The organism is Dasania sp. GY-MA-18, assembly GCF_024734385.1.
GTDB classification, from domain to species: domain Bacteria; phylum Pseudomonadota; class Gammaproteobacteria; order Pseudomonadales; family Dasaniaceae; genus Dasania; species Dasania phycosphaerae.
The window spans coordinates 195,443-221,371 of record NZ_JANHAP010000005.1 but is presented as its reverse complement, the minus strand read 5'-3'; the positions used below and the strand labels follow the sequence as shown (position 1 = coordinate 221,371).

General features: G+C 49.0%; 23 protein-coding genes. 13 read left to right on the top strand and 10 right to left on the bottom strand.

The window, feature by feature from the left end:
- Positions 1-53: 53 nt before the first annotated feature.
- The 7 genes from NO559_RS08175 to NO559_RS08145 all read left to right on the top strand — a co-directional run bounded on the left by NO559_RS08175 (position 54) and on the right by NO559_RS08145 (position 7,103).
- Positions 54-1,544 carry an adenylate/guanylate cyclase domain-containing response regulator gene (locus tag NO559_RS08175; protein ID WP_258331322.1) on the top strand — a complete coding sequence of 497 codons (1,491 nt, stop codon included), beginning with the start codon at positions 54-56 and terminating at the stop codon, positions 1,542-1,544.
- Between the two features lie 18 nt (positions 1,545-1,562).
- A complete protein-coding gene (locus NO559_RS08170; protein WP_309149062.1) occupies positions 1,563-1,940 on the top strand; it encodes a response regulator in 378 nt (125 codons plus the stop codon).
- Positions 1,941-1,959: 19 nt separating this feature from the next.
- Complete coding sequence (locus tag NO559_RS08165) at positions 1,960-3,513, top strand: HAMP domain-containing sensor histidine kinase (RefSeq protein ID WP_258331321.1); 1,554 nt, start codon at positions 1,960-1,962, stop codon at positions 3,511-3,513.
- 26 nt (positions 3,514-3,539) lie between these two features.
- Entirely contained in the window at positions 3,540-4,169 is a 630-nt protein-coding gene (locus NO559_RS08160; protein WP_258331320.1) for a YigZ family protein, read from the top strand.
- 85 nt (positions 4,170-4,254) lie between these two features.
- Positions 4,255-5,436 (top strand): MFS transporter, encoded by a 1,182-nt coding sequence (locus tag NO559_RS08155; RefSeq protein WP_258331319.1) that lies wholly within the window; start codon positions 4,255-4,257, stop codon positions 5,434-5,436.
- A complete protein-coding gene (gene truC, locus NO559_RS08150) occupies positions 5,429-6,166 on the top strand; it encodes a tRNA pseudouridine(65) synthase TruC (protein WP_258331318.1) in 738 nt (245 codons plus the stop codon). The genes NO559_RS08155 and truC overlap by 8 nt, the downstream gene beginning before the upstream one ends.
- Before the next feature lie 88 nt (positions 6,167-6,254).
- Positions 6,255-7,103, top strand: a complete 849-nt coding sequence (locus NO559_RS08145) for a S1 RNA-binding domain-containing protein (protein WP_258331317.1) — start codon at positions 6,255-6,257, stop codon at positions 7,101-7,103.
- 153 nt (positions 7,104-7,256) lie between these two features.
- Here NO559_RS08145 and NO559_RS08140 read toward each other — a convergent pair whose 3' ends face one another.
- Complete coding sequence (locus tag NO559_RS08140; protein ID WP_258331316.1) at positions 7,257-8,051, bottom strand: alpha/beta fold hydrolase; 795 nt, start codon at positions 8,049-8,051, stop codon at positions 7,257-7,259.
- 111 nt (positions 8,052-8,162) lie between these two features.
- On the opposite strand from NO559_RS08140, the gene NO559_RS08135 reads away from it, so the two are divergent.
- The 6 genes from NO559_RS08135 to NO559_RS08110 all read left to right on the top strand — a co-directional run bounded on the left by NO559_RS08135 (position 8,163) and on the right by NO559_RS08110 (position 15,716).
- The gene (locus tag NO559_RS08135) at positions 8,163-8,990 is read left to right on the top strand and encodes a hypothetical protein (protein ID WP_258331315.1); all 828 of its coding nucleotides are present in this window, start codon (positions 8,163-8,165) and stop codon (positions 8,988-8,990) included.
- A complete protein-coding gene (hisA, locus tag NO559_RS08130; protein WP_258331314.1) occupies positions 8,987-9,751 on the top strand; it encodes a phosphoribosylformimino-5-aminoimidazole carboxamide ribotide isomerase in 765 nt (254 codons plus the stop codon). The genes NO559_RS08135 and hisA overlap by 4 nt, the downstream gene beginning before the upstream one ends.
- Before the next feature lie 560 nt (positions 9,752-10,311).
- Positions 10,312-11,142: a GIY-YIG nuclease family protein gene (locus tag NO559_RS08125; protein WP_258331313.1), complete on the top strand. Its 831-nt coding sequence runs from the start codon at positions 10,312-10,314 to the stop codon at positions 11,140-11,142.
- Positions 11,143-11,306: 164 nt separating this feature from the next.
- Positions 11,307-11,720 (top strand): GFA family protein, encoded by a 414-nt coding sequence (locus NO559_RS08120; protein ID WP_258331312.1) that lies wholly within the window; start codon positions 11,307-11,309, stop codon positions 11,718-11,720.
- Between the two features lie 829 nt (positions 11,721-12,549).
- Entirely contained in the window at positions 12,550-13,674 is a 1,125-nt protein-coding gene (locus tag NO559_RS08115; RefSeq protein ID WP_258331311.1) for an OprO/OprP family phosphate-selective porin, read from the top strand.
- Between the two features lie 38 nt (positions 13,675-13,712).
- Positions 13,713-15,716 carry a choline BCCT transporter BetT gene (locus NO559_RS08110; protein ID WP_258331310.1) on the top strand — a complete coding sequence of 668 codons (2,004 nt, stop codon included), beginning with the start codon at positions 13,713-13,715 and terminating at the stop codon, positions 15,714-15,716.
- 176 nt (positions 15,717-15,892) lie between these two features.
- On the opposite strand, the gene NO559_RS08105 is transcribed toward NO559_RS08110, so the two are convergent.
- From NO559_RS08105 to NO559_RS08065, 9 genes are all read right to left on the bottom strand, one after another.
- A complete protein-coding gene (locus tag NO559_RS08105) occupies positions 15,893-16,597 on the bottom strand; it encodes a phosphoadenylyl-sulfate reductase (protein WP_258331309.1) in 705 nt (234 codons plus the stop codon).
- Between the two features lie 146 nt (positions 16,598-16,743).
- A complete protein-coding gene (gene cysG, locus NO559_RS08100) occupies positions 16,744-18,144 on the bottom strand; it encodes a siroheme synthase CysG (protein ID WP_258331308.1) in 1,401 nt (466 codons plus the stop codon).
- A gap of 143 nt (positions 18,145-18,287) precedes the next feature.
- Positions 18,288-20,012 (bottom strand): assimilatory sulfite reductase (NADPH) hemoprotein subunit, encoded by a 1,725-nt coding sequence (cysI, locus tag NO559_RS08095; RefSeq protein WP_258331307.1) that lies wholly within the window; start codon positions 20,010-20,012, stop codon positions 18,288-18,290.
- A gap of 1 nt (position 20,013) precedes the next feature.
- Positions 20,014-21,858, bottom strand: coding sequence for an assimilatory sulfite reductase (NADPH) flavoprotein subunit (locus NO559_RS08090; protein ID WP_258331306.1), 1,845 nt, complete (start codon positions 21,856-21,858; stop codon positions 20,014-20,016).
- 297 nt (positions 21,859-22,155) lie between these two features.
- The gene (gene cysM, locus NO559_RS08085) at positions 22,156-23,034 is read right to left on the bottom strand and encodes a cysteine synthase CysM (RefSeq protein WP_258331305.1); all 879 of its coding nucleotides are present in this window, start codon (positions 23,032-23,034) and stop codon (positions 22,156-22,158) included.
- Entirely contained in the window at positions 23,031-23,867 is an 837-nt protein-coding gene (gene epsC, locus NO559_RS08080; protein ID WP_258331304.1) for a serine O-acetyltransferase EpsC, read from the bottom strand. Before epsC ends, cysM begins: the two co-directional genes overlap by 4 nt.
- A 140-nt stretch (positions 23,868-24,007) precedes the next feature.
- On the bottom strand, positions 24,008-24,478 hold the full coding sequence (locus tag NO559_RS08075; protein ID WP_258331303.1) for a MaoC family dehydratase: 471 nt from the start codon (positions 24,476-24,478) through the stop codon (positions 24,008-24,010).
- A gap of 25 nt (positions 24,479-24,503) precedes the next feature.
- On the bottom strand, positions 24,504-25,181 hold the full coding sequence (locus tag NO559_RS08070) for an ABC transporter substrate-binding protein (RefSeq protein ID WP_258331302.1): 678 nt from the start codon (positions 25,179-25,181) through the stop codon (positions 24,504-24,506).
- A 333-nt stretch (positions 25,182-25,514) separates the two neighbouring features.
- Positions 25,515-25,928 carry a hypothetical protein gene (locus NO559_RS08065; RefSeq protein ID WP_258331301.1) on the bottom strand — a complete coding sequence of 138 codons (414 nt, stop codon included), beginning with the start codon at positions 25,926-25,928 and terminating at the stop codon, positions 25,515-25,517.
- Between the last annotated feature and the right edge of the window lies 1 nt (position 25,929).

The window sequence follows — 25,929 nt, the reverse complement described above, 5'->3', positions numbered from 1 at the left end:
GATAGCGGCCAGACACAAAACAATACTAAAAAAATCATTAGCATGGTGGCTATATGAACACATCCTCACGCAGTGGCTTTGCTGCTAACAAACCGTCCAAGAATTGGCCGGCAACTGCACGCCTAATTGTTAATGCCACCACCGAGCTCTACAGCAATCAATACCAACAGCACGGTGTTATACACAGCGATTTTAGTAAGCTATTAATCGCCGCCGAAAAATTAGAAAACCTCAGCCTACAACAGCAACGCGGCGCCATACCCGAATACCAAAAAATCTGGCACGACCTCAGAAACCTGATCGGCACCCTACAGGGCTATATAGAGCTAATACAAGAAGAACAGCAAGTAGACGAAAAATCACAGCAACAGTTAGAGCATATCGATCGCCTCACCCTGCAACTACTAGAGTTTGACAACCAACACCAAATTAATACCAATACCCCCTACCCCAGCACCAAAAAAGTAACCAGCGGCAGCATCTTAATTGTTGATGATCAGCGCGAAAGCCGCGAGCTAATCCGCCGCCATTTACTGCGCGACCAACATCAAGTGTTAGAGGCAGCATCCGGCCTAGAAATGCTAGCCCTATTAGAGTACCAAGCGGTAGATTTAATACTGCTAGATTTAATCCTACCTGAAATGGATGGCCACGAGTTACTGGCCAGGCTAAAACAACACCACAAATGGCGTGCCATACCCGTGATTGTGGTTTCGGGCAATAAAGACACCGAGCGAGTTATACGCTGCATAGAGGCCGGCGCCGAAGACTTTTTATTCAAACCCATTAACCCCGTGTTATTAAAAGCACGTATTAGCGCCGGCGTAGAGCGCAAACGCTGGTTAGATAAAGAGCAGCTATACCGGCAAGAGCTAGAAAAAAATCAAAAATTTATCCGCAAAATTTTTGGCCGCTACGTATCAGAAGAAATTGCCGACACCCTATTAGAAAACCCCGATGCCTTAGACCTGGGCGGCAGCCAGTGCAAAGCCACCATTATGATGGCCGACATACGCGGTTTCACCACCATAGCCGAGCAACTGCCGCCGCAACAAGTGGTGCGTTTGCTCAATAATTATTTGGGGGCCATGTCTGAAATTATCATGCGCCACAACGGCACGGTTAACGAATTTATTGGTGACGCCATACTGGCCATATTCGGTGCCCCCATTAATCGCGAAGACGATAGCGACAGGGCCATACAATGCGCACTGGCCATGCAAAAAGCCATGGACGCCATCAACCAGCAAAACCTTAAAGAGAACCTACCCGCTATACAAATGGGCATTAGCATTAATACCGGCCCCGTTATCGCAGGCAATATAGGCTCACTAAAACGCACTAAATACGGCGTAGTGGGCCACACCGTTAATCAAACCGCCCGCATAGAAGATGCCTGCCCAGCGGGCAAAATTCTTATTTCTGAATCCACTCTTGCCGACTCCACCGCCATACTCTCCATAGGCCAAAGCCAAACCATACAGGCCAAAGGTATTTTAGCGGCAATTAATATCTATCAACTGAATGATGCCGCCATACCTTAATAGGAACACAATAGCCCCATGACTATGGACACTATTTTATTAGTTGAAGATAACGAGATGAACCGCGATATGCTTTCGCGGCGGCTACAACGCAGAGGCTACCATGTGATTTCGGCAATCAATGGTGAAGATGCCGTCACCATCACCAAGCAACTGAAACCCCATATCATTTTAATGGACATGGAGCTGCCCATAAAAGATGGTTGGACTGCCAGTAAAGAAATTAAACAATTATTTCCCAGCCTACCCATAATCGCTCTTACCGCCCACGCTTTTGAAGGCGATAAAGAAAAAGCTCTAGCGGCAGGCTGCAATGACTACGCTACCAAGCCCGTAGACTTTAATGCTTTATTGGGTTTACTTGGCCGCTACCACGAAAAAAACTACCAAATATAAAAACCCAAAAGCCCATACTATGAATCTACGCGAGCGCCTAACCCTAGCTATTATTACTATTCTCGTGTTGTTTTCCATCAACGTGGGCACCGACTCTTGGAGCAATAACACCCGTAAAGCCAGTATTAAAAAACTACAACAAGCGGTACAGGGTCAGCTGGAAGTTTCCTCGATCAAACAAAATTTAGATAGCTTTTACAGAACCGTTTTACTTCATCACTCCCTACAGCAAACTGCAGGGCAGTCCATAAGCCTGCCAGAAATCACCCAGGCGTTAGCGGGCATCAAACAACTGCAAAACGACTTAAAAAAACTAGGTCAGTTTGCCAACTCGACCAGCACCGACAATTACCAACTACTGTGGCAGCAGTTCAGCCAGCTCAGCCAATATTGGGAAGACTTTTATAGAGGCACAGCCAGCAATGCGCAATATTTCGACCCCGATCACAGCACCATTCAATACCAACAGCTATTAAGCCTATTGCAAATTCAAAAAGACGCGCTTATTGATATAGCTGAAAGCCAAAACATTGAAATGAGTAAAACCGAAAAAGTCACCAACCGCATTACCATCGTGGTGTTTTTTATCTCCATCATACTCACCATAGGCCTGGGGGTTATTTTAATACGCTATACCAACAGCGAACTCAACCGCCTCAAGCAGGGGGCGATTATTATTGGCAATGGTAATTTTGATTACCGCATACCCATTAAAAATAAAGATGAGCTGGGGGCCGTGGCAGAGTCCTTTAATATTATGTCCGCCAAAATGAAGCGGGCCATGTACGAAGTACACACCGCCAAAACTCAAGCCGACCAAGCCAACCGCGCCAAGAGTGATTTTTTGGCCAACATCAGCCACGAGTTGCGCACCCCGCTCAACGCCATCATAGGCTATAGCGAAATGATGTTAGAAGATTTACAGCGCGGCGAAATAGACCAAGATGAACAAGCTAAAGACTTAGTAAAAGTGCTATACGCAGGCCGCCACCTGCTCAACCAAATTAACGATGTGCTGGACTTCTCTAAAATTGAGTCCGGCAATATGACCATATACAAAGAGGCCTTTAACCCCAATCAAATCCTGCAAGAGGTCATTAACACCATACGGCCACTGGCTAAAAAAGGCGAAAACCAATTATTTTTTGATAATAGCCAAACCGCCCCCAACCTCTATAGCGACATCACCAAGTTCCGGCAAATATTTTTTAACCTGCTTAGCAATGCCTGCAAATTTACCCAGCACGGCGATATTCATTTACAAGTACTTTACGATGAAGCACAGCCCGAGCGTGTACAGTTTGTCGTCAGCGACACCGGCATAGGTATGAACGAAGAGCAATTAAGCGTGGTGTTTGATCCCTTTATACAGGCCGACACCTCCACCACCCGCCGCTATGGCGGCACCGGCCTAGGGCTAGCGCTATGCAAGCAGTACTGCGAATTAGTAGATGCCAAAATACATGCCCGCAGCGAACCTAATAAAGGCTCACAATTTTATGTAGAATTCGCTACCCTAGCCAGCCAGCAGCAAAGCCCTAGCGAAAACGCCAGTGTAGCTGCCGCCATCTAAATCAGTTTTAGCCTAACAACCATATTGTGTCTTACTTGATTCCACAGTCAGCGCTGCGTTTTGAACTAGAAGAAAAACGCAGCCGCTTTATTTGCTACCTGCAACCGGTAAGCTCCCGCGCCGAGGCGCTGGCGTTTTTAGAACAGCTCAGGCAGCAATACCCCGACGCCAGCCACCACTGTTGGGCCTATGTGATAGGCAATCCGCAAAACCCCGACAGCATGGCCGCCAGCGACGACGGCGAGCCCTCGGGCACCGCTGGCAAGCCCATGCTGCAAGTGCTGCAATACCGCCAAATCGGCAATATCATGGCCGTGGTGGTGCGCTATTTTGGTGGCACCCGCTTGGGCGCTGGCGGCCTGGTACGCGCCTATTCGGCAGCCGTGCAACAGGCGAGCGAACAACTCAGCCTGCAGCGGCACATCCCCCTTAGCCAGCTCAGCTTGCAGTGTAGCTACCCCTGCGAAGCCATAGTGCGCCACCTCACCGACAAAGTTCAAGGCCGCATCATCGAGGCCAGCTACGGTGCTGATGTACAACTGTTGATAGAACTACCCAGCGCCGAACTCAGCGCAATGCTCAGCCAACTGGGTAATCAAGCACCGGGGCAATTCAGCCACCAATGCCCAGGCTCCCCCACTAAACCGCAGCCATAAAGTCAAAACGCACTGTAGGCTGGCAATGTCAGCACAAACTGCTTATGCTTGCGGCTTTTATCATTAACACATAATAAACGCCTACATGCCCATTCTGTTTCTTACCGTAGTTATCGACCTTATTGGATTTGGCATCGTCATCCCCATACTGCCCTTTATAGGCTTAGAGATAGGTCTTAGCAGTTTTGATATAGGCGTGTTGATCGCCGTTTACTCTGTCTGCTCCGGCATTTGCGGCCCTTTTTGGGGCAAACTCAGCGACAAATGGGGCCGCAAACCCATTATGCTGTTTTGCCTATTTGGCGGCGCCGTGGGTTACGGGCTGCTGGCACAGGCCGACAGTTATTGGAGCATCTTTTTTGCCCGCGCCCTAGGCGGGGTCATGGCGGGTAACTTCGGTATCGCCGCCGCCATTGTCGCCGACATCACCACCAGCGAAAACCGCGCCAAGGGCATGGGTGCCATAGGCGCTGCCTTTGGTATAGGCATGACCATAGGCCCCTTTTTGGGCGGCCTCTTAGCTGGCGACCACTACAACCTAGTACTGCCCTCGCTGGTTGCTGCCGGTTTATCACTCGCTGCCATGCTGGCGGGCTTTATCTTCTTAAAAGAAAGCCTAAGCCCCGAGCAGCGCTTATTAAAAGCCCAGCAGCCTGCCGACAAAAGCTCGCTATACGGCATGATGAAACAAACCGGCAACCGCTGGCTGTGCCTGCAATACTTTTTACACAACCACAGCGTTAGCCTCATGGGCTATATTTTCCCTTTATGGGTAGCCGCCATGCTGGGCTGGGGCCCTAAGGAAACCGGCTATGTATTTGGTGCCCAAGGGGTGGTTGCGGTATTAATACAGGGCGGCTTAATGGGCCGCCTAGTCAAACACATAGGCGAATTAAAACTGCTGGCCACCGGCATATTGGGCTTAATACTGGGCTACAGCATTGCCCTGTTTTTTCAAAGCGAAACCGGCATAGTCACCGCCTTTTTTGTGGCCATTACCGGTGCCACCTTCTGCATGCCCGTGCTCAACTCACTACTCTCACAGCGCACCCCCGAAGCCATACGCGGCCGCATGATGGGCACTGCCACCTCTATCTCGGCACTGGGCCGTATGTCTGCACCCATCGCTGGCGGTATTATGCTCACCCTGTTTGGCTACAGCGCCGCTTGGATCTTGGGCATAGTGATAGGCTGCATTTATATTAGCTGGGTGGTACGAGAGCTACGCTTGGCCAAAGGACAAGCCGCCACTGCCAGCCATGAGTGATGAACTGGAAATCATCTACCAGGATGAATACCTAGTCGCCATTAATAAACCCTCGGGCTTATTAGTACACCGCAGCATGATAGACCGCCACGAAACCCGCTTTGCCCTGCAAATGCTGCGCGACCAACTAGGCCAGCATGTCTACCCTATACACCGGCTAGATAAACCCACCTCGGGCGTGTTGATCTTTGCCCTAAGCTCCGCCATAGCCCGCCAGCTTAGCCTATGCTTTCACGATAAAACTGTGAGCAAAACCTATTGGGCAGTAGTGCGCGGCTACGCCCCCGAGCAAGGCAGCGTAGACCACCCTTTAAAAGAAAAGCTGGATAAAATCAGCGATAAAAAAAGCCGCCGCGACAAACCCGCGCAAGAGGCCATCAGCCACTACCAAAGGCTGGCCACCATAGAGCTGCCCTACTGCGTAGATCGCTACCCGCACAGCCGCTACTCGCTGGTGCAGGTACAGCCAGAAACCGGCCGCAAACACCAAATCCGCCGCCACCTAAAACACCTGGGCCACCCCATCATAGGTGATGCCAAACACGGCAAGGGCGTACACAACCGTTTTTTTCAGCAACAGTTTAACTGCCATCGGCTACTATTAGCCTGCACCGAAATCCGCTTACCCCACCCCGTTAGCCAACAGCCCTTAACCCTACAGGCCAGCCTAGATGAAAGCATGAGCACCCTGCTGCAACATTTTGGCTGGCCACTACCCGCGATAAACTAACCCTGCCCCGCCCAGATAACACTAATAACGCCAACGGCTTTACGGTAGAATGGCGCTTTTACACTGATAGCCATAAATAGAGCACAGCATGGGCCAAAGCAGCACCGTACAAATCGGCAAAACCAACACCCTCAGCATTAGTAAAATTAACGCCGTAGGTGCCATGTTAGATGGTGGCCCACTGGGCTCCATCTTACTCACCGCCACCGCCAATACCCCCAGCCTAGTAGTGGGCGAAAATATAGAGGTATTTGTGTATTTAGATGCCGAAGGCGAACTGGCTGCCACCACCCTCAAACCTAAAGCCCAGCTAGGCGAAATCGCCTGGCTACAAGTAGCCGATGTCACTAACGTAGGCGGCTTTTTAGATTGGGGCCTGCCTAAAGATTTATTTATTCCCTTTGCCGAGCAACAGTTCGAGCTACAAGTGGGCCGCCACGTATTGGCCAAAGTCTATTTGGATAAAAAAAATCGCCTTACCGCCTCCACCCGCTTAGATCACTTGCTCAGCGACGACGAGCACAATTTTAAAGACGGCGAAAAAGTAAACTTACTGATCGCCGAAAAAACCGAGCTGGGCTACAAAGCCATAATCAACCACCAATGCTTCGGCCTACTCTACGACAACGAGCTAATACAGCCCCTTAAAAAAGGCCAAAGCCACACGGGTTACATCAAAAAAATACGCAGCGACAACAAAATAGACCTAAGCCTCAACCCCATAGGCTTTAACCAGCAGCAACACGACGCCATAGGCCAAAGCATTTTAGACAAACTCAAAGAAAACGACGGCTTTATGCTACTCAACGACAAAAGCCCACCCGAGGCCATATACAAAGTTTTTGGGGTGAGCAAAAAAGCCTTTAAAAAAGCCTGTGGCACGCTGTATAAGAAAAAGCTTATTGATATAGAAAAACAGGGGATTAGGTTGCGCTAGGAGCGCAAGCAGCAAGCAGCAAGCAGCAAGCAGCAAGCTAATAATTTTGATAGCCTCACCTACTCAGTCAATATTTTTCTTGCCACTTGAAGCTTATCGCTTGCCACTGCCTTAATTTTTCTTGCCACTTGAAGCTTGCCACTTGCCGCTGCCTTAACTTTTCGCCAAAAAGTTAAGGCACAACAAATTAAACGCCGCCGGTTTTTCAGCATGCAACCAATGGCCAGTGTTTTGTATCACTTTTACACTAGCCTTAGGGAACAGTTGCAATATGCGCTCGCGGTGTTCGGGTAAAATATAATCAGACTGCTCGCCTTTAATAAATAACACTTCGCCTTCAAATACTGCCTCTTGCTCAAGGCCTGCTTTAATCGCGTCATAATTAGCCTCTAAGGCGGCTACATTCATACGCCAGGCAAAGCGTTTGTTCTCATCCCTGTACATATTGCGCAGCAAAAACTGCCTTACCGCTGGCTCTTGTACGTGCTGAGCTAATACCGCCTCGGCATCGCGGCGATTATTGATGGTGTCAAAATCGACTGCATTTAAACCCGCAAATACATCCGTATGATTAGCCTCGTAAGCTACCGGTGAAATATCAGCCACTATCAACTTGCTCACGCGCTGCGGCTGCGATAGCGCCAGCTGCATGGCTACCTTGCCACCCATAGAGTGGCCCAGCACATGGGCTTGGGCTATGCCCTGAACATCCATATAGGCCAGCACATCGGCGGCCATTAGTTCATAGCCCATGCACTCGCTGTGGGGCGACTGGCCATGGTTGCGCAGGTCCAGGCTGTGTACTTGGTAATGCGCTGCCAAAGCCTTGGCCACCGCCCCCAAGTTAACCCCCATACCAAATAAGCCGTGTAGCAACAGCACGGTTTCAGCATTGGCGGCTTCCGTGGCTTCCACTTGGGCGTATAGGCTTAAGGCTTGTTTGCTCATTATTTATTCTCGGCTTCTCATCTGGGTACACGGTTGTTAGAATCACCCAGCAAATTCATCATCATCTTTCATCACACAAGCCAGCCGGCCTAACCGCCGTGAGGACTCAACGTGCGCATTATACTCATTACCCTAGCATTACTCATCAGTGCCTGTAGCAATAACGGCAGCATCTCTGAAAAAGGAGCCTCCGCCTTCCCCTACCGCTACAACCAAGAATTGGTAAAAGCCAAGCCCATTAAAAAAGTCATAGTGGCTAACACCAGCTTTGGCCGCCCCGTTATGTCGCACCTGCGCAAGGCCGATAGCCGCGTTAAACGCCATGTTAAAGAATACTTACAAGACAACGGCTACCAAGTACTGCCCGAGTACCACTTTGAAAACGCTTGGAAACAAGCCATACGCAGCTACGGCCAGCCCTACGACCCCAGCACCGGCCGCATAGACAATATTACCTGGCAGCGCGTAATGTACACCGCCGGCCAAACCCTAAAAAAACAAACCGATGCTGATGCCATCGTTTTTGCCGACGTGATAGAACACAACGCACAACACAATAATGGTTTGCAGCACTTAGCCCGCTTTAACGGTGTTAACCGCAAGCCCATGTTGCGTGGTGCCGACAAATCCATCCCTTTAGGTTTTGATTGGAACCAAGAAATCAAAGCCGCCTCGCTATTAGTTAACATCTACAACATAGACTTACAAAGAGTACTGCTTAACTACGGCGGCATATCCACCACCCAAGAGCTGGACACCAAAAAGGCCGACCCAGTATGGGTGCGTAGACGCAAACTATTATCCAGCGAAGACGACATAGAAGAGGCCATAGAAATCGCCTTTCACCCTTTGATAAAAATGGCCGACTACCCCGGCAAAGAGCAACCCTATGAAACCTTGCTCAACAACCAAAGCGCTGAATCGGAGCCTGCCCAGTGACCCTGTTTAGACCCTGCATAGATTTACACCAAGGTCAGGTAAAGCAAATCGTAGGCGGCAGCCTCACCGAACAGGGCGCTGCCACTAACTTTGTGAGCAGCCACGACGCCCGCTACTACGCCCAGCTATACCAGCAGCAACAACTCACCGGCGGCCACGTTATCGCCCTAGGCCCCGGCAATAAAGAACAGGCCATTAGCGCCCTGCAAGCCTGGCCCCAAGGCTTACAATTTGGCGGCGGCATTAACCCCAACAACGCCGCCGAGTTTTTAAACGCCGGTGCCTCACACCTAATCGTTACCTCTTACTTATTTGAGGGCGGTGAATTTTCATGGCAGCGGTTAGAAAAAATCAAAGCCGAATGCGGCAAAGACCGGCTAGTGCTGGATTTAAGCTGCCGCAAAACCAAAAGCGGCTGGCACATCGCCACCGACCGCTGGCAAACCATTACCAACACCGCCGTTAATGCCGACACCTTAAACGAACTGGCCAGCCACTGCGCTGAGTTTTTAATCCATGCCGCTGATGTAGAGGGTTTGCAGGCAGGTATAGATAAAGATTTGGTTAGCTTGTTAGGCCAACATTGCAGCATCCCTGTTACCTACGCCGGTGGCGCTAGATCGCTGCAGGATTTGCAGGAGGTGGATCAGCTTTCTGGGGGCAAGGTGGATTTGACCATAGGTAGTGCGTTGGATATTTTTGGGGGGAATGGTGTGACTTTGGAGGAGTGTGTGGATTGGAATAGGAGGCAGGCTGGTTAGCCTTCCCACCATATCGCTTACCGGACGAGTGACTTATATTAGGCTCTCGCCTCTTCTCCCCCCATCGTCATACCGGCGAACGCCGGTATCCATAACTTTTTTTCTTTTTTGATTATCCCACTGTATTTCCAGTAACGTTTCGCCTTGCCGGGCGATAAGAGACCTTTGCATGCCCAAAGGCCTCTTAACTCCAAAGGGCCCCCCTAGTCCGTCGTCGGCTACGCCGATGCCCTGCGCTACTCCAAAACTAGCGGCCGCTGCGGAACTCGCATTTTGAAGATACTCAATCTTCAAAATACTCAGACAGTCCTCGCTATGAATACCGCTACTTTTCTCCGTTGCTCGGCGACTCCCAAGGGGAGTTTGGGTGCTTCGTAGAAAGTATGCCACTAGTATTAAGACTGTAAATACTACACAGATAAAGAATTAGGTGTTCATATTTAAATTTCTGTATATTAAGGCATAAATATACAGAAATTTACTTTTCTATTGAGATTTACATATAACCGTGACTCTCCAACAATTATCTTTACAAATTGCTAGGTATCCTCAAGTAACATATGAATATTGTTGAATTACTAAAATTAAGAGGCTTAGACACAAGTAAGAAAATTAAACTTGTTCGGCATCAAGATCAGCGACATGACCTCTATGAACTAATGACAACAGGACAACTTGAAACCTATCAAGCTTGCCAATCTAAACCTATTCTCGATTGCGAATATATGATTTCCTTCATTGGCCTACCGTATAGTAAAGCTAGATTATATGGGGTATATAAAGTTCTTTCGCGCTCTCGAGTTGCTGAAGTTAGCCTACCTAGTTCTTATACGCTTTCCGAAGATCCTGATAATTGGTTTTACCGACTCGAGAAAGAAAAAGGTTACAAGGATTTAGAAGAGAGAATAGTAATTGACTGGGGGCAATCCACGAGAGCATGGCATCAATGGTTCACTGAAAAGGAAGTTGTGGAAATATTGCCTACTGGGTATGCAAGACCTTTTCCTGGATATCTCGATTTTGTTCTAAATTTCGATGAGTTAAGCCGTATTTTTAATCACCCTGAAGCAAATCGAGAGTGGCAATCTGCTTTATCTAACGTGGCGGGAATATACTTAATATTACAACCTAGTACAGGCGCACAGTATATTGGTTCAGCTTGCGGTATTGATGGCATATATGGCAGGTGGAAAAACTATTCAACATCTGGCCATGGTGGTAATAAGCTGCTAAAGAATATATGTGAGAATAGCGAGAATATGCACCGCGAGTTTAGGTTTTCAATATTACGTACTTTACCAAAATCTCTTACACAAAAAGAAGTTATCGAATACGAAAACTTTTATAAAAACAAACTAGGCTCAAGGGCATACGGACTAAATGAAAACTAAGTACCTAAAAAACTTCTTTGATCAATATTAATTCAACAATATCTCTCTATGTCAGAATACTTGAAAACCATTAGAGACAAACGAGATTTTTACTATACCGGTCAAGAAAACTACAGCCTCAATAAAATTTCTTACTCAATCAACACACCAGGAGCACAGCCACCATGAAACTCCCCACCAAAGGTTCCTGCCAATGCGGCCAACTTACTTATACGTTACATGAAGCACCCAAAATGGTGCTGGCTTGCCACTGCACTGAGTGCCAGAAGTTATCGACTGCGCCTTTTAGTGTTACGGCGATGATTCCGGCGGATACTATTGAGTTTAGTGGTGAGCTTAAAGAATGGAGCCGTCCTTCTGATAGCGGCAATATTAATAGCGCTAAGTTTTGCCCTAACTGTGGTAACCGTGTGTACCATTACAACCCCGATGATCCCTCCACGGTAAAATTAAAACTCAAACCGGTAAACCTAGAAGACGATAGTGTATTTGAGCCCACGGCACATATTTGGGTCAGTGAAAAACTAAGCTGGTTTGAGTTACCCGAAGGTGCAAAGGTTTTTGATAAACAGCCTTAGTATCGCTGTGTCATCAAAATCCAAGCCACTGGATACCGGCGTTCGCCGGTATGACCTTCCCCATTAGTACAGCGTGTTCCACGCAGTACTAATGCCATCAAAGCTAACAACGCTCTACTCAACAATCTATTATCACAAACCAAACTCACTACGAAGCACCCGTCCCCCTTGGGAGTCGCCGAGCAACGGAGGAATTTAACGGCACAAAATAGCGAGGACTGTATGAGCCTTTTGAAGATTAAGTATCTTCAAAAGGTGAGTTCCGCAGCGGCCGTTAATTTGATTCAAAAAAACTAAGGTTTTTTTTTCACCCTCTGGGCGACCTAAAGGTCGTCCAAATTGCATGCAATTTGTTTGAGTAGCGCAGGCTTATTTATAAATTAAAGGGGCGTAGCCGACGACGGACTAGGGGTGCCCTTTCTTTTGGTTCTGTTTTCTTTGGGCAAGCACAAACTGCATAGCAGTTTGGACGCCTGTGGTCTAAAGGCGCCCGTAGGGTGAAAGAATGCGAATAGCATTTTTGAATCAAAATAATGAACCCGCCCAGCTGGGCGGAACTCAACTAACCCAATGACTACGATAAAAAAGAAAAAACCACCCCTTCCTGCAAAACAACCTAACTTTTTTAAACAAGCTAAATCATCAACATGCACTATGCTTAATAAACCAACACGAAAAAAACAATGCTAACATAAATACAAACCCCATTTTTATGGCCTTTTCAAAACATAGAGCACATAAGCTTGTTATAATTACCCAACGAAAAACCCCATGTTTTAGCTGTAATGCCGCTAAAAACCGAAATTCTCCAAAAAAAATTGGCTCTATTGTGAAAATTTTACTAAGCGAGCACAAACCACATAAACCCTCGTTACAAAAAATTTTAGCCCTGCCCTTCTTGTGCTTAGGCCTGATGGCCGCCAGCTCTAACGCTAGCGCCGAGGCCCAAAAAACCTTATCCGCAGGTGTATGGGGTAATTACAAATACCTGCCCGGCGACAAAGCCAATAACAATAGCGGGGGCGAGTTCGGTGATGAGGCGTTGATTATTTATGCCGATGGCGACGCAAAGGATGAAGGCCGCTGGCTGTACTCGGCTGAAATGCGTATAGGCCCCGGCAGTTTTACTGACCCTGACAATAATTCTAGCGGTAGTGAATTCGCTATGCACAAAGCCTGGGTGGGCTGGCGTTGGGGCGACCATTACACATTGCGGGTGGGCAAATCACAGCTGCCCTTCGGCTGGAAAACCAGCAACTTCTGGCCCGGTGATATCTTGCTGGCGGGCTATGGCGATCAAATGGATGTAGGGGTTAAACTCAGCCGCGAGCAAAGTAAGTTTAACTATGACCTTGCTTATTACCTGGCCGACGACTGGGGTGGCGACAGTACCGACACCCTAGACGACAACGGCCACTGGGGCAGCGCTACCACCTACCGCAAGGTGCAAACCTGGGTGGCTAATGGCTTGTGGCAGGCCACAGCGCAGCACGCCCTAGGCCTATCACTACAAGCTGGCCAGCTGCAGGACCTTACCGGCACGCCGGATAAACCTACCAGCGGTAGCCATCAGGCCTTTGCTTTGTATTATTTAGGCGAAATCGATAATTTATTTTTAAAAGCCTCATACATACAACAAACACGAGACTTACCCAAAGCCCATTGGCAAACTGCCATGCTACCAGAAACGATTAAAAATAATCGTTTGGCCGCCGAGCTAGGCTACCGCCATGGCCCTTGGACTTTTTATATAGATGCCAGCGCAGCCCAACCCAAAACCCAAGGCAACCGCGTTAATACCGTTACCGCTTATGCGCCGGGTTTTAAATACGACTATGGCCCCGGCTGGCTCTATGTAGAGTATTTAGTACAAGATGGTTTTATAGACCGCAACGGCCAAGTGGGTGAAGGCGACTTTGACGCACTGTATATCACCCTAGACTTTTACCTATAAGCACATCCCATACACCGCAACTGTAAACGGATAACCCTATGAACAACGCAACAGACATAGCCAGCAATAATAAAGAGGAAAAGCCAAGCTGGATAAAAGTTAACCTCCCCGTATTTATAGGCTCAGTCACCCTGTGCCTGATCTTTGTGCTATTTACTGTTATTGCGCCGCAGCTGGCTAACCAGCTGTTCTCGGCAATCAATGCCTGGGTGGTACACACTGCGGGTTGGTTTTATGTATTAGCGGTGGCGCTGTTTTTATTATTTGTGGTGATTTTAGCACTGTCGCGTTATGGCCATATCAAACTAGGGCCAGACCACAGCGAGCCGGATTATAGTTTTTTATCTTGGTTTGCCATGCTGTTTTCTGCTGGCATGGGCATAGGCTTAATGTTTTTTGGTGTGGCCGAACCGGTCATGCACACCATGAACCCACCGGTAGGCGATGCAGGCACCGTTGAGGCTGCGCGCCAAGCTATGCGCATCACTTTTTTTCACTGGGGCATGCACGCCTGGGCGATTTATGCGGTAGTGGCCTTGGCGCTGGCGTATTTTGCTTTTCGCCATAATTTACCACTCACCATACGCTCGGCTTTTTACCCGCTAATAGGCGACAAAATTTACGGCCCCATAGGCCACGCTATCGATATATTTGCGGTATTAGGTACGCTGTTTGGGGTGGCAACCTCGTTGGGTTTTGGGGTGATCCAAGTCAACTCCGGGCTAAACTATCTGTTTGATGTGCCGGTCAATGTTAACTGGCAAATGGCACTCATCGCCATCATCACCTGCTTTGCCACGATTTCGGTAGCCATGGGCTTGGATGGCGGCATACGCCGCGTGTCTGAGTTAAACCTGATACTGGCGGTGATCTTATTAGTGTTTGTGTTAGCGGTAGGGCCTACCGTGTACTTGCTACAAACCTATGTGCAAAACGTAGGGGCTTATTTATCGGGGCTGGTGGAAACCACTTTCAACCTATACGCCTATCAACCCGGCGATTGGATAGGCGGCTGGACGTTATTTTACTGGGGCTGGTGGATAGCCTGGTCGCCCTTTGTGGGCATGTTTATCGCGCGGGTTTCCCGTGGCCGCACCATACGCGAGTTTGTTACCGGGGTATTAATTGTGCCGGTGGGCTTTACCTTTATGTGGATGACCTTTTTTGGCAATAACGCCCTGCACATGATTTTGGAACAAGGCAATGTGCAGCTGCCAGCAGCCGTTGCCGCCGACACTTCGGTGGCACTGTTTCAGTTTTTAGAATACTTGCCCTTTTCAACTATCGCCTCGCTAATCGCCACCGTGCTAGTCATTACTTTTTTTGTCACCTCCTCCGACTCAGGCTCATTGGTAGTAGACATGCTCACCTCCGGTGGCGACGATGAAACCCCGGTGTGGCAGCGCATATTCTGGTCGGTGCTAGAGGGCTGCATTGCCGCCGCGCTGCTAGTCGCTGGCGGTTTAGCCGCCCTGCAAACCGTGGTAATAGCCAGCGCCCTGCCCTTTGCCATTATTATGCTCTTTATGTGCTGGGGCTTGGTACGCGCTTTACGGCTAGAAGTAGTCAAACAAGTTAGCTCCCGCGACGCCATGATAGCCCCGCGCCTGCCCCCACGCCCCGGCGGCTGGCAACAGCGCTTATCACGCATAGTGCACCAACCTCGCCACAACGAAGTAATCAGCTTTTTAGAAACTATCGTAGAGCCCTCACTCAAAAAAGTAGTAGACGAATTAACCAAACGCTCGCTGGATGCAAAGGTCACCAACGACCAACAGGGCAGGATTTGGATAGAGGTGGACCACGGCGATGAGCAAGAGTTTTTCTACTCCGTACACGCACGCCCCTACACCCCGCCCAGCTTTATTATGCGCGACACCACCCGCCGCCGCGATGAAAAACTACGCTACTACCGCGCCGAAGTTTACCTAGCCGAAGGCGGGCAAGATTACGACATCATGGGCTGGACAGAAGACCAGGTTATCGCCGACGTGCTAGACCAATACGAAAAGCATATGCATTTTCTTAGCGCGGTGCGCTGAGTCTGCAGAAAGTCGCCTTGATTACTATGCAATTTATCTGTGAAGCGCAGACTTTTTTACAAATAAAAACTATGGATACCTGCGTTCGCCGGTAGAGCCTGCCCCGCGACTAGAAGGAGTCGCCTTGGGTATGACCAATAAAAAAAATCCCCGCATTGCGAGGATTTTTTTAAAAACTATTTCAAGATAGTGACTGGCGCTTCCGCCACGTGCAGGCCGCACTCCTGGCCGCCTTCACGCTGCTCCCACCACCAGCGGCCAGCGCGTACATCCTCGCCGGGTTGCACCGCGCGGGTACAGGGCGCGCAGCCTATGCTGGGGAAGCCTTGGTCGTGTAAGGGGTTGTAGGGTACGTGCTCGGCGCGTATATATTCCCACAGCTCGGCTTCGGTCCAAGTGGCCAGTGGGTTGTACTTCCACAGGCCGTTGCCTTCGTCCCACTCTTTGGCGTCTATGCCGGCACGTGAGGGGGATTGCTCGCTGCGCATGCCGGTAATCCAGGCCTCCTTGCCTGCTAAGGCGCGTTTTAGCGGCTCTACTTTGCGTATGTAGCAGCAGCTTTTACGGGCCTCTAAAGAGTTGTAAAAGCCGTTAATGCCGTTTTCAGCCACGTAGTTTTGGGTGGCTTCGGCTTGGGGGTAATACACATGCACGCGGTAGTTGTAACGCGATTCTATGGTAGACAGCAGGTTAACGGTTTCGGGGTGCAGGCGGCCGGTATCCAGCGAGAATATGTCTATGGCAATTTTATTGCGCAAAATCACATGGCTTAGCAACATGTCTTCTGCGCCTAAGCTGTTGGCCAATACGATGCTGCTGTGCTCCTGCGCCATGGCCTGTAAATCGGCGATCAGGGTGTTTACTTTGTCTGCCAATGCCATGGCACTCTCCTACTTTAAAAACAGTGGTCTACGATCTCAGCCCTAGCGGGGCTGTTAATGGCGCGTATTATGGAAAATATCAACCATGAAATAAAATACTAACTATCACTAAGCTAATAACTAAAAAGAATAACTGGTTGACGGTATTACTTTAAGGGCTTAGCACCAAACCAGTGGTAATCCCCCAGCTGCTGGCATACCTCACCCACCAAAATAATAGCCGGTGATTTTACCTCGTGGCGCTGTATTAACTGGGCCAGATCTTTAAGCTGCCCCCCTACACTGCGCTGCTCTGGGCGGCTGGCGTTTTCGATTATCGCTACCGGCGTATTGGGGGCGCGGCCATGCTCTATCAACTGTTTTTGTATATCAGCCGACTGGTGCAAGCCCATATAAATAGCCAGGGTTTGCTGGCTTTTTGCCAGGCTGGCCCAATCTAAATCTCCGCCCTCTTGGCCGTGACCAGTCACAAACACGGTAGATTGCGCATAGTCGCGGTGAGTTAGCGCCACACCGGTATAGGCCGCTGCCGCGGCGGCGGCGGTGATGCCCGGCACTACATCAAAGCTAATACCTGCCTCGGCCAAGGCATGTAGCTCTTCGCCGCCACGGCCAAACACAAAGGGGTCGCCACCTTTTAGGCGCACCACTTTGTTGCCCGCCTGTGCCGAGGCCACCAAGCGTGCCTGGATTTCCTCTTGCGGTACGCTGTGAAAGCCCTTGGTTTTGCCTACGTAAACAAACTCGGCATCGCGTCTGGCACGCTCCAGTATGCTTTTATCCACCAAGGCATCGTAAAAAATCACATCGGCCTGCTGCAAACGCAGCTGGGCTTTAATAGTGAGCAACTCGGCGTCACCGGGGCCTGCGCCCACTAGGCTGACATGGCCTTTTTGTAGGCTGGTGATATTACTGCTGCAATCATCCAATAGCTGCTGAGCTAGTTGCTCGGCTTGCGTTTGCTGGCCTGCGGTAAAGCGCTGCAGTATGTCGCTGTCTAACAGGCGCTCCCAAAATTGGCGGCGCGTATCGAAGCTGGGTAGGCTTTGTTTAACTTTATCGCGCCAGCGCCCCATTAAGCTTGCCACCTCGGCTATAGCCTGCGGCAATAAACTATCAATTTGCGCGCGCAGCCGCCGCGCCAATACCGGTGCATTACCGCCGCTGGATATAGCCACTTGTATATCACCACGGTCTACTACCGCAGGCATAATAAATTCGCTGTGCTGGGGGTCGTCCACACTGTTGCACCACAGGCACTGTGCCACGGCTGCAGCCTGTACTTGCTGGTTTACGCTGCTGTCATCGGTGGCTGCCACTACCAGCCAACATTGCGCTAAGTCTTCGGCGCTAAAACTTTTTAACTGCAACTGTATTTGCTGTTGCTGTGCCCAAGCCTGCACAGCTGGGCAGGCTTGTTCGGCCACTACCCACACTTGCGCACCGGCCTTGAGCAGCGCCTCAATTTTTCTTGTGGCGACTTTGCCTGCGCCTACTACCAGCACTTTTTTGTTATGCAAGTCTGCAAAAATGGGGAAAAATTTCATAAGCTTTAGCAAAAAACTCTATCGTTGTTCAGTAACAAAAAAGCCTTATTCATGTCCTGCATAGCACAGTGAATAAGGCTTTTTATTATGGAAGATTATTTAACAGCCGCTAAAAAATCTTCTAGGTCTTTTATGCTGCGTGATTAGGCTTCTTGACGATGGAAGTCTTGTGGACCTTCATAAGCCTTCACCACACCCGTGCGCACTAGGAAATCACCAAAGCGCTCATCGGCATTACGGTCAGCTGCGTACTTGCCTAACAAGTCATCCACTATGGGTAAAATTTCTGACTCGTCTATGTTCTCTTCATGCAAGACGCTAAAGCGCTCACCGTGGCCACCAGCACCTAAGTACATGTTGTAACGGCCTGGGCCTTTACCGATAAAGCTGATTTCAGCCAGTACCGCACGGCCACAGCCATTGGGGCAGCCTTGCATACGCACGGTAATGGGTAAGTCGGCTATGCCATGTTTTTCCGCCAGTTTCTCTATATGAGTCACTAGGCTAGGCAAGTAACGCTCACTTTCGGCCATCGCCAAGGGGCAAGTAGGTAATGCCACACAAGCCATAGAGTTTTGACGTATGGGTGATACCTGCGGCCCAGTTTGTAAACCGTACTGCTCAACCAAGGCTTCGATTTGCGGACGATTTTCGGGCGTGATGTTGGCAATAATAATATTTTGGTTAGGGGTCATGCGGAAGTCACCTTGGTGTACTTCAGCTATGGCACGCATACCGCTTAATAATTGCAAACCTTGCTCGGCGTCGTCTTTAATGCGGCCGTTTTCTACAAACAGGTTTAGGTGCCAGTTGCCGTCGTGGCCCTGTACCCAACCGTAGCGGTCGCTGTTGCTGATAAATTCAAAAGGCTTATCAGGCTGTAATTCAAAACCTAAGCGCTTGTGCAGTTCTTCTTTAAACCACTCTATGCTGCGGTCGCCTATGGTGTACTTAAAGCGAGCAAAGCGACGCTCTACCCGGTTGCCGTAGTCGCGTTGAATTTTTACCGTTTCTTCTGCAATTTTCAGCATTTGATCAGGGGTACAAAAACCTATGTGATCAGCAATACGCGCGTAGGTTTTGGGGTCGCCATGGGTCATACCCAAGCCGCCGCCTACGGTTACGTTGTAACCCAGCAGTTTGCCGTCTTCGATAATGGCGATGTAACCCAAGCAGTGTGCGTAAATATCGACATCGTTATAAGGCGGTATAGCCACTACCGCTTTAAATTTACGCGGCAAGTAGTAAGGGCCGTAAATAGGCTCTTCTACATTTTCGGGGTTTTCAACTTTTTCACCGTCTAACCACAGGTCGTAGTAAGCGCGAGTAGCTGGCAATAAATGCTCAGACAATTTCTTGGCCCACTCAAACACTTCTTCGTGGGCGCGGCTGTCTACTGGATTGGGGTTACACATCACGTTACGGTTAACGTCACCGCAGCCGCAGATGCTGTCCATCAATACTTTGTTCATGGCTTGGAAAGTGGGTTTTAAATCACTTTTAATAACGCCGTGTAACTGGAAGGTTTGACGGGTGGTAATACGAATCGTGCTGTTAGCAAACTCTTGGCACATTTCGTCCAGCGCTAACCACTGCTTAGGTGAGCATACGCCACCGGGGATGCGCGCACGTATCATAAAGCTGTATTCGGGCTCTAAGAATTGCTTTTTGCGCTCGTGCTGGTTTTCGCGGTTAAACTGTTGGTAAGTACCGTGGTGCTTTAAGGTATGGATATCGCTATCGGCAACCGCGCCACTCAGTTGGTCGGCAACACTTTCATTTAGGGTGCTGCGTAAACCTTTACTGGCCGCTTTACCTTTTTCTATATCGGTAACGGGTATGTAGTTAGGATCGGCTAGATGTGTCATCTTAATATACGTCCTTCTGGTAGCGACCTTTGCGCTGTAAATCATCTAAGTAGGCTTTCGCAAACTCTATGCCTTTGTCGTTGTGCGCGGCAATTATGTCTATCAATGCCTGCTCTACGCCTTTGGCCATGGCGTCTTTATCGCCACACACATAAAAGTGTGCGCCTTTTTCCAGCCAGGCAAAGATATCTTCGCCCTGCTGACGTATACGGTCTTGCACATAAATACGCTCAGCCTGATCGCGAGAAAAAGCTAAATCGATACGGCTTAATAAACCGGATTTGTGCCAGGCCTGCCATTGAGTTTGGTATAAAAATTCGTAACGGGCGTTGGAGTTGCCGAAGAACAACCAGTTCTCACCTTTAGCTCCTTGCGCCTCACGCTCTTGCATAAAGCCGCGGTAAGGTGCTACGCCAGTGCCAGCACCTACCATAATAATGGGTGTATCGGTGCTTTCAGGTAAATGGAAGTGACGGTTAGGCTCTATAAATACTTTGGCCTTGTCATCATCGGTTAATGCCGCTAAATAATGTGAAGCGCCGCCAAAACGTTTTTTACCTTGACGCTCTTCCACTACTTCACGCACGGTGATGTGCACTTCTTCTTCCACCGCACTCTGGCTAGAGGCAATAGAGTATAAACGTGGCGTTAATGGCCGCAGTTGATCAAACAACTCTTGCGCCTGCCAGCCGTGCGGCATTTCTTCTAACACTTCGACTACTTGGCGCTGATAAATAGCTGCTAGGAAATCGGCGCGCTCACCTTCGGCTAAGCCTTTCCATACTAAGCGCTTGTCGTTTTCGCCGCTGTTTTCTATTAAGTATTCCACCAGCTTGGGGTGTAATAAAGTTAGCTCTCTGTCGTTTAGCAGGGCTGCACGCAGCGATTTTTGCTCTTTATTGCAAGTAATTTCAGTGTCGCCGTCTAATTGGGTGACCGCTAAAATTTCTTCCACTAAGGCGGCATCGTTGCTGTGCCAAATACCTAAAGCGTCACCAGGTTGGTAGCTTAGGCCTGAATCTTCCAATGAGATTTCTACGTGCATGATATTTTTCTCACTACCGCTGCCGGTAATAGGGAAATTATCGATAATCTCAGCACTAAAGGGTGAAAACTTATTGTAGGCACTTTCGGTAACCAGGCTTAGCGCTGGTGCGGCAGCTGTAGCCGCGCCACCAGCAGTAGCTAGCTTATCCTGCCAATGGTTCTGCCACTGCTCTAACCACTGTTCGGTTTCGGCTTGGTAATCTATATCGGCATCGATGCGATCGCCTATGCGGCTGGCACCTAATTCGGCCAAACGCTCATCAAAATCTTTACCGGTTTTGCAATAAAACTCGTAGCTGGAATCACCTAAGCCCATCACGCTATAGCTGAGGTTGGCCAGCTTAGGGGCTTTTTTGCCCTGCACAAACTCTAAAAAGCCGCGCGCTGAATCTGGTGGGTCACCCTCACCTTGGGTGCTAACAACTATCGCTAGGTGAGTTTCGCTTTTCAGGTGGCGAGGGTTGTAATCCTCCATGTCCACCAATTTGGCGCTGGCACCTTTGCTAGTGAGATGTGCGTGCAAGCGTTCCGCTACACCGCGAGCGTTACCGGTTTGCGAACCGTATAACACCGTTATAGTCGCTCCGGGAGCAGCCTCGGCGCTGGCGGCAGGAGCTGCCGCGCCCGCTACCATAGCCTGGCCGCTTAAGCCGGCAAAATAGCCGCTTAGCCAGATCAACTGCTGTGGTTGCAGATCGGTGATGGCACCCTGTACGCGCCCCATTTGTTCAGTGCTCAACAAGCCCTGCGGGCCTGTTTGAGCCACGGCCAGCTGCGCCGCAGATTTTTCATTTGACATAAGTCGTCTCAAATAATTAATCTAAAAAATTTTAAATATCACTGGGGCCATAGACCCTAGCGCCTTACTCAAACTCTGTTCAGCTTTCCCAGATTCTGCTCTTTACTCGCCCACACCCAGCGCTTGGGCTGAGCAAAAGCGCAAATTTTACAGCAAAACGCCCTAACGTGGGCTGGCATTTACCACAATGGCGCGCATTATGAACAATTCTTTTAATTAAATAAAAGACTAAGTATTAATAAGGTAATAACTTTTTGATCTAATGCGAGACCTACTCTCTGGTGCTACCGGCTGCTGTTACTGAAATAAATCCGAGCTTAAATAACGATCCCCGCGATCACAAATCACGCAGACTATCACCCCGGAAGTTAGGGTTTCGGCAAGCTTTGCGGCCACTGCCACTGCGCCTCCGCTGCTCATACCACAAAACAGCCCCTCTTCACGCGCTAAGCGGCGCGTCATTATACGCGCTTCTTGCTCAGATATCTCTATGACTTGGTCAACTCTTTTACTATCGAAGATTTTAGGCATATAAGCCGCTGGCCATTTGCGTATACCCGGTATTTGTGAGCCCTCGGTAGGCTGAGCTCCGACTATTTGTATGGCGGCATTTTGCTGCTTGAGATATCGCGATACCCCCATAATCGTGCCGGTGGTGCCCATAGAGGAGACAAAATGCGTTACCGCCCCTGCGGTATCACGCCAAATCTCTGGGCCAGTGGTTTCAAAGTGGGCGCGGTAATTGTCGGGGTTGGCAAACTGATTGAGTATTTTGTAGCCACCCTGCGCCGCTTTGGCGTCGGCGTAGTCTCGCGCCTCTTCCATACCACCTTGGGCCGAGGTCAAGGTAACCGTAGCGCCATAGGCCCGCATGGTTTGCACCCGCTCGGCAGTGGCGCTCTCGGGCATTACCAGCTCTATTTCCACCCCGTGTAAGCTGGCTATCATGGCCAGCGCTATGCCGGTGTTGCCACTAGTGGCCTCGATAAGCTTAACCCCTGGGCCGAGTTCACCGCGCTCTAGTGCGCCTTGAATCATAAAGGCAGCAGCGCGATCTTTAACACTACCACCGGGGTTTTGCCCCTCTAGTTTGGCCAAAACCGTGATGCCCGGTTTTTGCACTACAGCTTGCAGCTCAACTAAGGGGGTATTACCAATTAGCTCTATTAGCCTCATAAACCGGCATCGCCCAGTTTTTCTGTGCAATCGGCCTGCCTGATTTGAATTTCAGGCTGGTGATAAACCCGCGAACAATGCGGCACGGATTTAGTCAGCCAAACATTACCGCCTATGATGCTATCGGCGCCTATTACGGTGTCGCCTCCCAGTATGGTGGCACCCGCGTAGATCACTACATTATCTTCTATAGTGGGGTGGCGTTTGTGATCGGCCATGTTTTTAGCAACACTGAGCGCACCCAAAGTCACACCCTGGTAAAGTTTGACATGCTCACCTATTACCGTGGTTTCACCAATAACCACACCGCCACCATGGTCTATGCAGAAGAAACGACCAATCTGCGCTGAAGGGTGTATTTCTATGCCGGTGCGGCTGCTGGCAAACTCACTGAGTATGCGTGGCAATAAAGGTACTTTTAAGTTATCTAACAAATGCGCAATGCGGTACAGGGCAATGGCATAAAAGCCTGGATAAGTAGCAATAATTTCTAAACGGCTTTTCGCTGCCGGGTCGCCTCGCTCTATGGCTATTAAGTCATCTTGCAAAATATCGATGATGACAGGTAACTCAACTTCAAACTGCTCACGCAGTGCGGCAGGCGAACGGGTATCACCGGCGGCAGCAAATACCACACTGAGCAAGCATTCAAAATCCAGCTGAAACTGCACATAGGCGCGATTAAATTCAGCTTCATCAGCAAACTCTTGCTGCAAACGCTCGGGAAATAAAAACGCCAGTAGCTCTTCAACCCAATTCAGCACTTCATCCCTATGGGGTAAGCGTGAGGCGTGCTTATAGCGGCAATATAATTTTGAACTCAGAGATTCCATGCATCACAACCTATGTTTGAAGGGGGTGACTAAGCCTTATGGGGCTGCAGCCAACTTTAGGGCAGGAGTAATAGGCTAAGAATCATAACGGAAAGTCATAATTGGGTAAATAGAACAGCCATGCATATGGCCGCTAATAGCTAATACCAACGCTTTAAGAGTTCGGCCACACAGACCGGCTTTGGGTAGTTTTCACCTTCGAACTGCAGTTTATATTTTACATCTATATAAGCTGGCTCTGATTCCACACTTGCCGCTACAGCCATTACCGCAAGCCGTAACCGCAACTTATCCCCTACTTTTAAAGGGTTAATAAAGCGCAGCTTATCGAAACCGCGATTAACTCCCATGCGGCCGTTAGTTACCGTAAAGACCTGGCTCATTAGCAGTGGCGCTAAAGCCAATATTAAATAACCGTGGGCAATACTGCCGCCAAAGTTGGTTTGTGCCGCTGCGCGTTCGGGGTCGGTGTGTATCCATTGCTGATCGCCGCCCACGGCGGCGAATTGATCCACACGCTGCTGGTCTATCAGCAACCAAGGTGATACCCCCAGCTCCTTGCCAAGGTAACTAGCAAAATCTTTAGCTTGCAGTTGTAGTGGCGGCATCATTAACAGCAACTTTTATTTGCGCGGTTTATTTCCAATCACTTAAACCGTATTGGGACATAATTTTTTCTATCTCACCATTAGCTCGCAATTCCCTGATGACCTCATCAACACGTTTAACCAGCTCTTTAGATTTTGCTTTAGCGGGTGAACAGGCGATATACATAGGCTGCGGCAGGTTGGTATGGCCCACTAGCTTTATTTTGCCTTGTAAGCCCAGTTGTAAAATTTTAGCGTTGGCAACAGGCTCACTCTCTATCAATGTATCAATACGGCCAGCAGCTAATTTTTTAACATTTTTATCTAAGGCATCAACACCCGACAAAGCCTTAAATACATCTTTGCGAGTTTTTACCAAAGCATCAATCTCATCTTCATAGGAATAGCCTTTGATAATGCCAACCTTTCTATCTAGCAGTGATGAGGGGCCATCGTATTGCCATGTATCAGAGGAGCGTACATAAACTGCAGTTTGGTTGACTCCCCAGCTCTCTTCGGGAAATACAAAGCCCGGCGCATCTTCTTTAAAAGCGCCAACCACACAATCGAAATTGCCCTGCCTAACTTCCTCTACAGCTCGCTGCCAAGACATCAGCTTATAATCCACACTATCGAAAGTACGCTTGGCAAAATCTATTAAAAAACCTTCTGGCTTTTGCCCAGGCTTACCGTTCATGGGGAACCACTCATCCGTACGTATACTCACAGATTGAGCAAAAGCCGAATGACAACAAATTGTTAACATCATGACAAATAATATACGCACAATCGTCTCCATTAATTTTATTAGTTTTATTACGCTGGTTTGAGTTAAGTAACGCTAAGCGACTACATACTCATTAATACACTCATTAATAATAGGACATACAACTCACAATATCATGGCCTTAGCAAGCCTAGGGTGTTTAGCGCTTTAATTATTGTCTTATTCGCTGCACAGTTTGATATTGGTCTCTATAGGATCTGTTACAAAGTAACAAGCGCCAGCTTATTAACCAATACCCCTTTGGGGTTGGCTAAACCTGATTAAAACAGTGGGTTAATGAAAGCCTAGCCAAGCCCTGTTTGCCAGCCGCTGCCACAGTAAATTATCGTCGCTGGTAAACGCTGAGAGCAGCTCTACCGAGCCGATAATGGCATGGTTAAGCCGCTCTAAAGCTGCAATCGGCACTTTATATTCTAAATGCTCATCGTAACCTACTGTTTGTAGCTCAAACCCTTTGATAAAGTCAGCTGGCAGCCTAAAGCGCACAACAAAGCCAGCGCTGTATTCCACCGCATGCCACTGCCGCGCTATAGCTTCAGCATAGCCACGATTGAGCTTAGGATAAAAGTTTTTTTGCTGTGGTATATCGGGGCTAAATCTGCGCCAGTTAGAGCGTATTAATAGGGCCAACTGCTCAGGTGATAGCGCTTTATATAAGTCTATATGCCCTGTTATTGCTTTGCTCATA